General features: G+C 70.8%; 12 protein-coding genes. 6 read left to right on the top strand and 6 right to left on the bottom strand.

Annotated elements, in window-relative coordinates; genetic code table 11:
* Positions 1-319 precede the first annotated feature (319 nt).
* From ACGFNU_RS40545 to ACGFNU_RS40520, 6 genes are all read left to right on the top strand, one after another.
* Positions 320-718, top strand: a complete 399-nt coding sequence (locus ACGFNU_RS40545; protein WP_392601930.1) for a YccF domain-containing protein — start codon at positions 320-322, stop codon at positions 716-718.
* Between the two features lie 208 nt (positions 719-926).
* Entirely contained in the window at positions 927-1,499 is a 573-nt protein-coding gene (locus ACGFNU_RS40540) for a DUF485 domain-containing protein (RefSeq protein ID WP_392601929.1), read from the top strand.
* Positions 1,496-3,220 carry a cation acetate symporter gene (locus tag ACGFNU_RS40535; RefSeq protein ID WP_392601928.1) on the top strand — a complete coding sequence of 575 codons (1,725 nt, stop codon included), beginning with the start codon at positions 1,496-1,498 and terminating at the stop codon, positions 3,218-3,220. The genes ACGFNU_RS40540 and ACGFNU_RS40535 overlap by 4 nt, the downstream gene beginning before the upstream one ends.
* Positions 3,221-3,306: 86 nt before the next feature.
* Entirely contained in the window at positions 3,307-4,836 is a 1,530-nt protein-coding gene (locus ACGFNU_RS40530) for a metallophosphoesterase family protein (RefSeq protein WP_392601927.1), read from the top strand.
* Positions 4,837-5,004: 168 nt separating this feature from the next.
* A complete protein-coding gene (locus ACGFNU_RS40525) occupies positions 5,005-5,526 on the top strand; it encodes a DUF4234 domain-containing protein (protein ID WP_392601926.1) in 522 nt (173 codons plus the stop codon).
* Positions 5,527-5,678: 152 nt separating this feature from the next.
* Positions 5,679-7,328, top strand: coding sequence for a bifunctional 3'-5' exonuclease/DNA polymerase (locus ACGFNU_RS40520; RefSeq protein WP_392601925.1), 1,650 nt, complete (start codon positions 5,679-5,681; stop codon positions 7,326-7,328).
* A gap of 54 nt (positions 7,329-7,382) precedes the next feature.
* Here the strand turns inward: ACGFNU_RS40520 and ACGFNU_RS40515 are convergent, their stop codons facing one another.
* The 6 genes from ACGFNU_RS40515 to ACGFNU_RS40490 all read right to left on the bottom strand — a co-directional run bounded on the left by ACGFNU_RS40515 (position 7,383) and on the right by ACGFNU_RS40490 (position 12,098).
* The gene (locus ACGFNU_RS40515) at positions 7,383-7,604 is read right to left on the bottom strand and encodes a hypothetical protein (RefSeq protein ID WP_392601924.1); all 222 of its coding nucleotides are present in this window, start codon (positions 7,602-7,604) and stop codon (positions 7,383-7,385) included.
* 86 nt (positions 7,605-7,690) lie between these two features.
* Positions 7,691-8,485, bottom strand: coding sequence for an ABC transporter ATP-binding protein (locus ACGFNU_RS40510; RefSeq protein ID WP_392601923.1), 795 nt, complete (start codon positions 8,483-8,485; stop codon positions 7,691-7,693).
* 73 nt (positions 8,486-8,558) lie between these two features.
* Positions 8,559-9,356 (bottom strand): ABC transporter permease, encoded by a 798-nt coding sequence (locus ACGFNU_RS40505; RefSeq protein ID WP_392601922.1) that lies wholly within the window; start codon positions 9,354-9,356, stop codon positions 8,559-8,561.
* Between the two features lie 20 nt (positions 9,357-9,376).
* On the bottom strand, positions 9,377-10,168 hold the full coding sequence (locus ACGFNU_RS40500) for an ABC transporter permease (protein ID WP_392601921.1): 792 nt from the start codon (positions 10,166-10,168) through the stop codon (positions 9,377-9,379).
* Complete coding sequence (locus ACGFNU_RS40495) at positions 10,165-11,133, bottom strand: ABC transporter substrate-binding protein (RefSeq protein ID WP_392601920.1); 969 nt, start codon at positions 11,131-11,133, stop codon at positions 10,165-10,167. The genes ACGFNU_RS40500 and ACGFNU_RS40495 overlap by 4 nt, the downstream gene beginning before the upstream one ends.
* Before the next feature lie 122 nt (positions 11,134-11,255).
* Positions 11,256-12,098 (bottom strand): ABC transporter ATP-binding protein, encoded by an 843-nt coding sequence (locus tag ACGFNU_RS40490; protein ID WP_392601919.1) that lies wholly within the window; start codon positions 12,096-12,098, stop codon positions 11,256-11,258.
* Between the last annotated feature and the right edge of the window lie 460 nt (positions 12,099-12,558).

Below are 12,558 nucleotides of genomic sequence, written 5' to 3'. Positions count from 1 at the left end.
ACTGCCGGTGGGCCGCCGCTGACCGGCCCCTGACCGGTGCGGCGGCAGATTTGGCCGGCGCGTTTTGGTCGGTTTACGAAGGCATTACGGATGACTGGATAGCGTTTCCTCTACGTCCCGGTTTTGGGACCTCCGGCCGTCTGCGGAGGCATCATGGGAGGCGCGAGTCGCCGTTCTGGGGGGACTCATGATGCCCGCAGGCGCCAGGCCGTGGTGGTTGAACCCACGGCTCTCGCGTTTGTCCCCTCGCCTTTGGGCGAGGGGGCAACCGCTTGCCCGCCCGCTGCGCTTCCGTGACCCGTGCTTCTAGAGTGGTCCCGTGCGCACCCTGCTGAACGTCATCTGGCTCTTGCTGTCGGGATTCTGGCTGGCCGTCGGGTACGCGGTCGCCGGCATCGTCTGCTTCATCCTGATCATCACCATCCCCTTCGGCATCGCCTCGTTCCGGATCGCGCTGTTCGCGCTGTGGCCGTTCGGCAACACCGTCGTGCGGCGCTCCGACGCCGGGGCGGGCTCCTGCCTGGGCAACGCCATCTGGGTGGTCGTCGCCGGCTGGTGGCTGGCGCTCAGCCATCTGGTCACCGGCGTGGTGCTGTGCGTCACGATCATCGGGATCCCGTTCGGCATCGCCAACTTCAAGCTGATCCCCGTCTCGCTGCTGCCGCTCGGCCGGGAGATCGTTCCCACCGGCGACACGCGCACCTTCGTGGTCGAGTGACCCGCGTTCGGGCCGTGGCACACTGTGACGGCTCACGTTTTGTGTGACGCAGGTCTCAGTCCGGCATCGAGCGCGCATCGACCGTGTCTCCGGTCTTGCAGGGGTTGACCAAGTTCTTGGTCAAATGGCCTGCACCGGCCACGCCGGGGCCGCATCGCGATCATGCTCCCTGGTGAGATTGGCGAGGAGATCTTTCCCGGAGGTGTGCGTGACAGCGGATACGTCAGGCTCTGGCCCGACGGGTGCCGGCAACGGCCCGGTCGAGAACCAGGTCTATCTACAGTTGGAGGAGAGCCCGGAGTTCCAGCGGCTCCGGCGAGCCTTCCGCCGCTTCGTGTTCCCGATGACGGCGGCGTTCCTGACCTGGTACCTGCTCTACGTGGTGCTGTCGGCCTACGCGCGCGACTTCATGAGCACCAAGGTCGTCGGCCAGATCAACGTCGCGCTGGTCTTCGGCCTGCTCCAGTTCCTCTCCACGTTCCTCATCGCCTGGTCCTACGAGCGGTACTCCAGCCGCAAGCTGGAGCCCATGGCCACGGCGGTGCGGGACGTGGCGCCGGGCGCCGCGCTGCTGGACGCCGACGCGGCCGAGGCCGCGGCTCCCGAGGCGCCGGCGGCTGAGGCTCCCGAGACCGAGGCCCCCGAGGCCGAGGCCCCGGCGGCCGAGAAGCCCGCGGCCGAGAAGCCCGCGGCCGGAGCGTCGAAGGACGAGCCGTCGAAGGCGGAGCCGTCGAAGGGCGAGGCCAAGGCCGAAGCGCCGGACGAGGAGGAGGGCAAGTGAGGGAGTTTCTCGCCGCGCCGGTGCTGGCGCAGGGCACCGACAACGAGCACCGCACGTTCTCGCTGATCCTCTTCGCGCTGTTCGTGGGCATCACGCTCTACATCACGATCTGGGCGAGCCGGCAGAACAAGACCGCCGCCGACTACTACGCGGGCGGCCGCTCGTTCTCCGCGTTCCAGAACGGCCTGGCCATCGGCGGCGACTACATGTCGGCCGCCTCGTTCCTCGGCATCGCGGGCCTGTTCGCGCTGTCGGGCTACGACGGCTTCCTCTACTCGATCGGCTTCCTGGTCGCGTGGCTGGTGGCGCTGCTCCTCGTCGCCGAGATGCTGCGGAACTCCGGCCGGTTCACCATGGCCGACGTGCTGGCGTTCCGGATGCGGCAGCGGCCGGTCCGCGCCGCCGCCGGCATCTCCACCATCGTCGTGAGCATCTTCTACCTGCTCGCGCAGATGGTCGGCGCGGGCGCGCTGGTCAACCTGCTGCTCGGCACCGAGGGCGAGGCCGCCAAGATCTGGACGATCGTGGTCGTCGGCGCGCTGATGATCTTCTATGTCACGGTCGGCGGCATGCGCGGCACCACCTGGGTGCAGATCGTCAAGGCGGTCATGCTCATGACCGGCGCGCTGATCATGACGATCTGGGTGCTCTCGAAGTACAGCTTCAACCTGTCGACGCTGCTCGACGCGGCGGCCGACAAGAGCGGCAAGGGCGACGCGTTCCTCCAGCCCGGCCTGAAGTACGGCGCCACCGACATGTGGTCCAAGCTCGACCTGCTGTCGCTGGGCCTCGCGCTGGTGCTGGGCACGGCGGGCCTGCCGCACATCCTGATCCGCTTCTACACGGTGCCGACCGCCAAGGCGGCCCGCAAGTCGGTCAACTGGGCCATCGGCATCATCGGCGCCTTCTACCTGATGACCCTGGTCATCGGCTTCGGCGCCGCGGCGCTGGTCGGCAGCGCCGCCATCAAGAAGGCCGATCCCGGCGGCAACACCGCGGCCCCGCAGCTCGCCGAGGAACTCGGCGGCGGGGCCGGCTCGACCGGTGGCGCGATCTTCCTGGCGATCATCGCGGCGGTGGCGTTCGCGACGATCCTCGCCGTGGTCGCCGGGCTGACGCTGGCGTCGTCCTCCTCGTTCGCGCACGACCTGTTCTCCAACGTCTTCAAGCGCGGCAAGGTGACGGAACTGGACGAGGTCAAGGTCGCCCGGATCGCGGCCCTCATCATCGGCGCGATCGCGATCGTCCTGTCCATCTTCGCCCGCGGGCTCAACGTGGCGTTCCTGGTGGCGCTCGCGTTCGCGGTCGCGGCGTCGGCCAACCTGCCCACGTTGCTCTTCTCGCTGTTCTGGAAGAAGTTCAACACGCGCGGCGCGGTCTGGGGCATCTACGGCGGCCTCATCTCGGCCGTCGTCCTGGTCCTGCTCTCGCCGGTCGCCTGGGGCGGCGCGTCGGAGACCAAGCCGGCCCTGAAGCTGACCGCCACCCAGGCGGAGAAGTGCGATGTGCCGGTCACCTCCAAGGAGGTGGGCAACGCGACCGCGCTGTTCTCGTGCACGACCAAGGCGCCGTTCCCGCTGGAGAACCCGGGTCTGATCTCCATCCCGGTCGGCTTCCTCGCCGCGGCGCTGGGCACGATCACCGCCGGCCGCCGCCGCGAGGACGACGCGCTCTACGCCGAGCTCGAAGTCCGCGCGCTCACCGGAACCGGCGCCCACTAAGGGCTTCCGGGCTTTCCGGGACCGCTTGACGCACAGATCACCTCCGGGACAGGGTGTGCCTACCCCCTTACTCCCGGAGGTTTTCTGTGCACGCCGAGGACTCGGTGTCGGCCGGGCATCCGCCCGAGAACTCGCGTACGTCGGAGACGGGTGCCGGCTGGACGTGCGGCCGGCCCGGCACCTTCACGGAGCTGATGCCGGACGGCCGCTCGCCGGGCTTTTCCTGGCGGCGGCCGACGGTGCTGTGGCGCTCGCGCAACGACGTGATCGCGCGGTTGTTCGGCGACCCGTCCGACGGCATCCGCCGCCGCTGCGTCGACGCGCTGGCCGAACGGGGATCTCCCGCCGCGTTCACCGTGCACAGGCCGGACGCGGAGTTCTCGTTCATGGTGCTCGGCGACACCGGTGAGGGCGACCGTTCGCAGTACGCGGTCGTGCCGGGCGCGATGCGGGTCGGGGACGGCGCCGACTTCATGATCATCGCGAGCGACGTCGTCTACCCGACCGGCGAGGCGGCCGAGTACGAGACCAAGTTCTTCCGCCCGTACCAGGGGTTCCCGGGCCCGATCTACGCGGTGCCCGGCAACCACGACTGGTACGACGGGCTGCGGGGTTTCCTGCGCGTCTTCTGCGACCTCGACATGGCCTGCCATCCGGAGCCGTGGACTGGCACGCTGCGGCTGCTGCCCCGGTTCCTGTGGCGCGAGTCGGGGCCGGTCGACGAGGCGACGCTCGCGGCGGCCCGGGCGAGGTACCGCGGCGCGCCGGGCCAGCGTTCGGTGCAGCCCGGCCCGTACTGGGCGATCGACACCCCGTCGCTGCGCATCGTCGGCATCGACACCGGGATCACCGGCGGCATCGACCGCGCCCAGGGCGAGTGGCTGCGGGAGATGTCGGCGGGGCCCAAGCCCAAGCTGCTCATCACCGGCAAGCCGCTGTACGTGGACGACCGCCACAAGCCCGGCCGGGTCGAGGACGGCGGCACGATCGACGAGATCGTGCAGGACCCCGCGCACCACTACGTCGCGGCGATCGGCGGCGACATCCACAACTACCAGCGCTACCCGATCGCGACGCCGGACGGCCGCACGATCCAGTACGTGGTGGCCGGCGGCGGCGGCGCGTTCATGCACGCCACGCACGTCATCCCGCGGACGCGGACCCTCGACGAGTCGGAGTTCCGCTGCTACCCGCTGCGCGGCGACTCGCTGTCGCGCTACAGCCAGATGTACGGCAGGTGGCTGCGGCTGCCCCGGCTGTTCTCGCTCACCCCCGAGGAGGCCACGGCGGCGATCAAGCACCGGCTCGGCATCGAACCGGGACGCGACTACGACGGCGTTCCGGCGTCGCGGCGCGCGCGGTTCGTCGCCGCGGTGCTGGGCGTCCCGAACGGCCGGTGGCGCCGGACCAAGCTGACCCGGCTGCCGGTGCGGAAGCTGCCGCAGCGGTTCAGGTCGGAGCTGGCCGACTGGGACCGGCCGCCGTTCTTCAAGAGCTTCCTGCGCGTGGACGTGACCGGGGCGGAGCTCCGGCTCCGCTGTTTCGCGGCGAGCGGCTGCCTGGAGCACGAGGTCGATCCGCCCTGCGAGGACGAGGTGACGATCTCACTGCGCTAGCAGGGTTATGGCTGCCCAAATGCGAAAATCTTACTTTAAAGCCTGACAAACTTCTTGATATCCACCTCTTGATCGTCCTGGCTGTCGTACAGTCTGATCTCACCCCCGGATGACCGAATACAGCGGACGGTCGACCGATCACGTGACTCGTCCACCAGGAGTGCAAGCATGAGCTACCCCCAGCAGGGTCAGCAGCAGCCATACCAGCAGCAGCCGCACCAGCAGCAGCCCCACCAGCAGGGCGGCTACGCCCCCGCCCCGGCCCACCAGCAGGCGCCCGTCGCGCGCGCCGCCGGTCTCAACATGAAGCGCCGCAACCCGGTCGGCGCCTGGCTGGGACTGCCGATGATCACGTTCGGCATCTACGGCCTGGTCTGGTTCTTCAAGGTGCACAAGGAGTTGTTCGAGTACGACCGCCGCATCGGCGACTCCTCCACCAACGCCCTGCTGTCGATGCTCTTCGGCTTCATCACCCTCGGCATCTGGCCGCTGGTGATGTGGGTCAAGCTCGGCGGCCACATCGCGCAGGCGCAGCGCGCCGCGGGCCTGCCCGCCAGCTGCAGCGGCGGCATGGGGTTCCTCCTCGGCCTCCTCGGCTTCGGCGTGCTCTACTACCAGCTCCAGCTCAACAAGGTCATCGACCGCTACGGTGACACTCCGCCCGGCCAGCAGGTCTCCCTGGTCGCCTGAGTACCGCGCCGGAACCCCTCCGTGCCCGCCCGCGGGCGCGGAGGGGTTTTGTCGTAGCGAGCACGTCGTGGTGAGCACGTCGTGGTGAGCACCGTCGTGGCGAGCACCCGCCCGCCGCCGGTTCTGTCAGTGCCCGGCGGCAGAATGAGCTGGTGAGGATCGCGGTGGCCCCCGGGCCGGACGGCGGGGGAGAGCTGCGGCCCCTCGCCGACGACGGCACGCCCGCCGGTCCCGGCGAACCGGTCGCCGACCTGGTCGCGGCCATCGCCGGACGCGAGGCCGCCGCCGCGCCGCGCTGGGTGTGGCCCGCCACCGCGCGGCTCTACCCGCGGCTGGTGCGCGCGGGTGTGCGTGTCGCGCGCTGCCACGACCTGGAGCTCGTCGAGAGCCTGCTGCTCGGGCACGCGGGCCGTTACGGCGAGCCGCGTTCCGTACGGGCGGCCTGGGCGCGCCTGCGCGGCGAGCCCGTGCCGGCCGATCCGGTGGCGATGGCCGAGCTGCCGCCGCAGGCGTCGCTCTTCGACGACGATGCCCCGGCCGAGCACGACGAGCTGGAGCGGGTCGTCGCGGTGCACGCCGATCAGCAGCGGCGGATCGCCGGGCTGGACGGCTTCGCGCTGCTCGCCGCGGCCGAGTCGGCGGGCTCGCTCGTCGCCGCCGAGATGAGCCATGACGGGCTGCCCTGGTCGCCCGGGGAGCACGACGCGCTGCTCACCGGCCTGCTCGGGCCCCGGCCGTCCGGCGGGCTGCGCCCGCGCAAGCTGCAGGCCCTCGCCGACCAGATCAGCGCCGCGTTCGGCGGCCGTGCCCACGTCAACCCCGACTCGCCCGGCCAGATCATCAAGGCCTTCGCGGCCGCGGGCCTCACCATCACCTCGACGCGGGCGCACGTCCTCAAGCGGCTCGACCACCCCGCGGTGCCGCTGCTGCTCGAATACAAGGAGCTGTCCCGGCTGCACACCGCGCACGGCTGGGCGTGGCTCGACACCTGGGTCTCCGGAGGACGCTTCCGGCCGGAGTACGTGGTCGGCGGCGTGGTGTCCGGCCGCTGGGCCACCAACGGCGGCGGGGCCCTGCAGATCCCGCGCGTCCTGCGGCAGGCCGTCGTCGCCGACCCCGGCTGGTCGCTGGTGGTCGCGGACGCCGCCCAGCTCGAACCGCGCGTGCTGGCGGCCCTCGCCGGTGACCGCGCGTTCGCCGCGGCCGCCGCGCAGGGCGACCTCTACGCCGCCCTCTCCGACGCGTTCGGCGGCAAGGAGGGCGCCCGCGACAAAGCCAAGATCGCCCTGCTGTCGGCGATGTACGGCGGCGGCACGGGCGAGGCGGTGCAACTGCTCGCCATCCTCAAGAACCGCTTCCCCGACGCGTTCGACTTCGTCGAGTCCGCGGCCCGCGCCGGTGAGCAGGGGCGGCTCGTGCGATCACGCCTGGGCCGCACCTGCCCGCCCCCGTCCACGAGCTGGCGTGAGCTGACCAGCACGGGCGACGACGCCAGCGCGGGCCAGGCGCTGCGCAGCCGCGGCCGCTTCACCCGCAACTTCGTCGTGCAGGCGACCGCCGCCGACTGGGCGCTCGCCCTGCTCGGCTCCCTCCGCCGCCGCCTCACGACCCTCGGCCCGCCACGGCTGGTGTTCTTCCAGCACGACGAGGTCATCGTCCACACGCCCACGGAGCTCGCCGGCCAGGTGTCGGAGGCGATCCACGCCGCGGCCGGCGAGGCCCGCGACCTCCTCTTCGGCCAGACCCCCGTCGTCTTCCCCATGGAGCTCGCCGTCGTCGACCGCTACGCCGACGCCAAATGAAGTCGAACGGGCGTCCTGGCCAGTGCCACCAAGCTCATGAGGAGCCGACCGCTATCAGGCGTCGTGGACTTCGTCGATCTCCTGGTCCGTGAGGGTCGGCATCTTAAGTCCCTGCTGCGTCAGCAGGAGACCCGGCGCCTTGATGGTGAGGGCTTGTCCCTCCTGGAGGGAGACGACCCTGCGGGTGAGGGCGTCGACCTGCGTCTCGACGTCGTCCAGCCGGGCGCCCTGGCCCTTGACGATCATCGTGAGTTCGGAGGTGGAGACAGTCGCCACGCCTTTGACATTACCGGAGACCCAGATGGGGGCGGGGGCACGTTGCTGAACATGCGTGCTCTTGGTGAGACCCCGGTGACTGGCCGTCAGTGGTCGACGTTCAGTTTGGGTTCGTGCCGGGTGGGGTTCGCGGGTCTGCCGCCGCGGACCAGGCGGCCCACTTCGGCGCGGAGGCGCACGAACTCGGGCTCGGCGCGGGTCGCGATCTGGTCGCGCGGGCCGGCCAGCTTGACCGGGATGTCGGCGCGGACGTGGCCGGGGTCGCGGCCGAGCACGATGACGCGGTCGCCGACGTACACGCTCTCGTCGATGTCGTGGGTGACCAGCAGGATCGTCATCTCGCCGGTGCCGCGCACGGTCAGGACCAGGTCCTCCAGGTCCTCGCGGGTCTGGGCGTCGACGGAGCCGAACGGCTCGTCCATGAGCATGAGGGCGGGGCGGTAGGCGAGCGCTCGTGCGATGGAGACGCGCTGCTGCATGCCGCCCGACAGCTGCCAGGGGTATTTGCTACCCGCGTCGGCGAGATCGACCGACTTGAGCGCTTCGAGTGCGGCCGCGCGCCGTCGCTGCCTGCCCATGCCGCGGCGGCGCAGTGGGAGCGCCACGTTGTCGCGCACGGTCAGCCAGGGGAACAGGGAGCGGCTGTAGTCCTGGAAGACCACCGCCAGGTTGTCGGGCACGCCGTCGATGGCGGTGTCGTTGAGCACCACTTTGCCGCCCGTGGGCTTGATGAGTCCGGCGATGCAGCGCAGCAGGGTGGACTTGCCGCAGCCGGACGGGCCGACGATGCTCACCAGCTGGCCCTCGGCGACGGTCAGGTTCACGCCTTCCAGCGCCAGGTGGTCGTTGTATCGATGGCTCAGGTCTTCGATCTCGAGCACGGGGCAACCCTCGGTTTGTGTGATTGCGACCATCGTGGCGCAGGAGGCCGCCGAGCGCGAGGGAAAGGGACGTTTACGGCCGGGTCTGCCGTGCGCCCCGGTGCCAGGAGAGGACGCGGCGTTCCACGATCAGGAGCAGCGAGTTGAGGACGTAGCCGAGCACGCCCAGCAGCACGATGACCGCCCAGATCTCCGGCAGGTCATAGCGGCTCTGCGCGTCGGTCAGCTGGAACCCGATGCCGTTGGACGTGCCCGGCAGCAGCTCCGAGAAGACCATCAGGATGAGCGACAGCGAGAGCGCCAGGCGCAGGCCGGTGAAGATCTTCGGCAGCGCGGCCGGGAGGACGAGCAGCCACAGCCGTTCGGCCGCGGTGAGCCGGTAGACCGCCGCGGTGTCGAGCTGCAGCGGATCGACCGCGCGGGCGCCGTCGGCGGTGTTGAGCACGATCGGCCAGATCACGCTGAAGAGGATCGAGGCGATCTGCATCTGCGTGCCGAGGCTGAACAGCACCAGGAAGACCGGTACCAGCGTGGGCGGCGGGATGGCCCGGGCGAACTGGAACACCGGGTCGCAGTAGGCGTGGAAACGTTCCGAACGGCCGGCCGCGACGCCCAGCGCGACCCCGGCCACCAGGCCGGCCGCCAGCGAGACCAGCATCCTGGCCAGGCTCGGCAGGATGTCGCCGGTCGCCCGCTCGGTCATGAAGAGGCGCGACGCCGGGCCCGACAACCACAGCGTGTGCATCGTCCGGACGATGGTGGAGGGCGGCGGGAAGAACGGGTCGCCCGCCGCACGGCACGCCGCCTCCCAGACCCCGGCGCCGACGGCGAACACGAGCCAGCGTCGTGCCGCCGCGGCGGCGAGCCGCACGGGCGTTCTGCTCGCCGCCGTCACGAGATCCGCCGCTGCCGGCGAAAGAGCCGTCGCTCGGCCGCGATCAGCACGGCGTTGATCACCAGCCCCAGCGTTCCCGTCCACACCGTCGCGGCGAGCATGTCGTCGATGCCGCCGGGCGCGGTCTGCGCCTGGGCGATGAAGACGCCGACGCCCTCGCCCCAGCCGGCCAGGATCTCGGTGCTCACCGCCAGGATCAGCGCCACCGCCGCGGCCAGCCGGATCCCGGTGGCGATGAACGGCGCGGCGTAGGGCAGCGAGACCCGGTACAGCACCGGCAGGGGACCGAAGCCGAACGACCGCAGCGTGTCCTTCGCCAGCGGGTCCACGTCGTTCAGGCCGTACATGGTGTTGAACAGGATCGGCCAGGTGGCCGCGTAGACGATCAGTGTCAGCTTCATCTGCAGCCCGGCTCCCAGGATGAGTCCGGCCAGGGGGATGAGCGCGACCGAGGGGATGGGACGCAGGAACTCCACCACCGCGCGGGTCCCGGTGTTGATCACCGGCACACTGCCCAGCACCACGCCCAGCGGGACGGCGAACGCGACGGCGATCAGCAGGCCGAGCGCCCACGCGGTGAGGGTGGCGCGCAGGTGCCCGAGGAAGGCGGTGTCGGCCGCGAGCTCGGCGGCGCGCCGCAGGAACACCGAGGCGGGCGGGAGGTAGTCGCGGTGCACGATGCCCGCCCGCCCGAGCGCCTCGCTGGCCGCGACGAGGATCGCCACCCCGGCGGCGCCGCGGGCGAACCGTCCGGCCGGAGTGAGCCGGCCGGGCACGGCGGCGGTCACGAGCCGGCGACGACGATGGACGCCGCGTCCAGCCTCTTCCTGAGCTGTCCCTGCCCGACCATCAGATCGATGAGCCGCTGGATCCGCGCCGCGCTGATCGAGGCCGGGTAACCGGGCATGGTCATGATCTTCGCGATCGCCGGGTCGACCCTGGTGTAGGAGGGCAGCACCGCCTCCACCTCGCGCCGGTCGGCCGCCAGCGCGTTCGCCTTGATCATGGCGCGCTGGAAGGCCCGCGCGGTGCCGGGGTTGCGGCCGGCCCACCGGTCGGTGGTGAAGTAGCCGTCGAGCGCGATGTCCCGCACCGGCGCGGCGGCACCGTCGGAGACCACGCGCGCGCCGAGCTTCCTCTTGGCGTCGCTGATGAACGGCTCCATGCCGTGCATGGCGTCGATGTCGCCCTTCTGCAGGGCGGCGGCCATGTTGGGCAGCAGGACCTCGCGATACCTGATCCGCTTGGGGTCGCCCTTGCCGGCCTTGACGATCGCGTTGAAGGTGAGCGCCTGGACGTTGTTGAGGATGTGCACCGAGACGCTCTTGCCGCCCAGGTCGGCGATCGTCCTGACGGGGGAGCCCGGCATGACCAGCACGGCCATGAAACCGGGGCTGAGGGTGGTGCCCTCGGCCACCAGCCTGACCTTGAGCGTGCCGCTGTCGTGGCCTTGCAGGAACGAGGCGTCGTTGCCGTAGACGATGTCGATGTCGCCCCTGACCAGGCCGGGGACCGCCTGTTTGCTCTGCGGCACCAGGACGGGCGTGACCTGGAGGCCCTCCTTCTCGAAGAGCTTGTGCCTCAGCGCGATGTAGAAGGGCGCGTCCACGACGAGGGGGAGCGTCGCCACCTTGATCTTGGTCTTGTCGCGGGAGCCGGCGCCGCCGCCGTCGCCCGAGTCACCGCAGGCGGACGCGAGCGAGACGAGCAGCAGGACGCAGAGGAGCAGGGCCGACGGTGATCTGAACCGCATGGCGTTCCTTTGGCAGGGAGCTTGTGCCTGCCATCTTGAACGCCGCGATGCCGGCGGCCCAGGGTGGAGATCCGCTCTGGCCTGAAAAGGCCGACCACGCCGCAGGCGGCCCTGACGACGCCTCAGTCCGACTTGGTCGCGGCCTTGACGATGTTGTCCGGAGCCGTTGCCTCGGGCGCCGGCTCCGGCGCCGGCTGCGCGGGAGACCCCGGCTGCTGCGAGGCGCCGCGCACGAGCCGGCCGACCTCGGCGCGCAGCCAGACGAACTCCGGAGCGGCGCGGGTCGCGATCTGCTCGCGCGGGGTCGGCAGGCTGACCGGGATCTCGGCGCGGACGTGGCCGGGGTTGCGGCCGAGCACCACGACCCGGTCGCCGACGTACACGCTCTCGTCGATGTCGTGGGTGACCAGCAGGATCGTCATGCCCTCGTCGCGGTGCACCCGCAGGACCAGGTCCTCCAGATCTTCGCGGGTCTGGGCGTCGACGGAGCCGAACGGCTCGTCCATGAGCATCAGGGCGGGACGGTAGGCGAGCGCCCGCGCGATCGAGACGCGCTGCTGCATGCCGCCCGACAGCTGCCAGGGGTACTTGCGCCCGGCGTCGGCGAGACCCACCGCCGCCAGGGCCTCCATCGCCGCCGCCCGCCGCTCGGCGCGCTTCTTGCCGCGGCGGCGCAGCGGCAGCGCCACGTTGTCGCGCACGCTCAGCCAGGGGAACAGCGACCGGCTGTAGTCCTGGAAGACCACGGCGAGGTTGTCGGGCACGCCGTCGATGACCTGGCCGTTCAGGGTGACCGTGCCGCTGGTGGGCCGCATCAGCCCGGCCGCGCAGCGCAGCAGGGTGGACTTGCCGCAGCCGGAGGGCCCGACGATGCTCACCAGCTCGCCCTCGGCGACGGTGAGGTTCAGGTCGCGCAGCACATCGTGCTCACCGTAGCTGTGCGTCAGTTTGGCGATCTCAAGCATGGTCTTCACCTGGCCGGGACGAGCGAGGCGGCGAGTGGACCCGGGGTCACTTCCGCCGCTTCTTTTTATGGGGGTTCATTTCACGTATATGCGGGGGTTCAGCGCGTGCACGGCCCCACAGACGATGACCGGTGGATGGCGCTCCTTAACACGCGTGAAACGTGAAATGCGGGTCGCGGAGGCCTGGCCGGCCATGTCGCCGGACGAGGCGGCGGCCGGGGAGTCAGGGGCCGTGGCAACTGGGACATTACCGCAGTGCGGGAACGTTCCGCTCGGACGGCCCGGAACAGGATCTCCGTCTGAACGATCATGGTACGCGAGGGTGTGCGGTCCCCGGACCGTCATCGCCGCTGACGTGCCCTGAGGTGCGGACCGTGGCGGCGCGCCTCCGGCATGTGCCCGCGCGGACGGCCGCCGGTTCGGCTCCGTGTTCCGGGGTCGTCCGCCTGCGCGCGGGGAG

The organism is Spirillospora sp. NPDC048911 (assembly GCF_043198015.1).
GTDB lineage: Bacteria > Actinomycetota > Actinomycetes > Streptosporangiales > Streptosporangiaceae > Spirillospora.
This window is presented reverse-complemented; position numbering and strand designations above follow the sequence as displayed.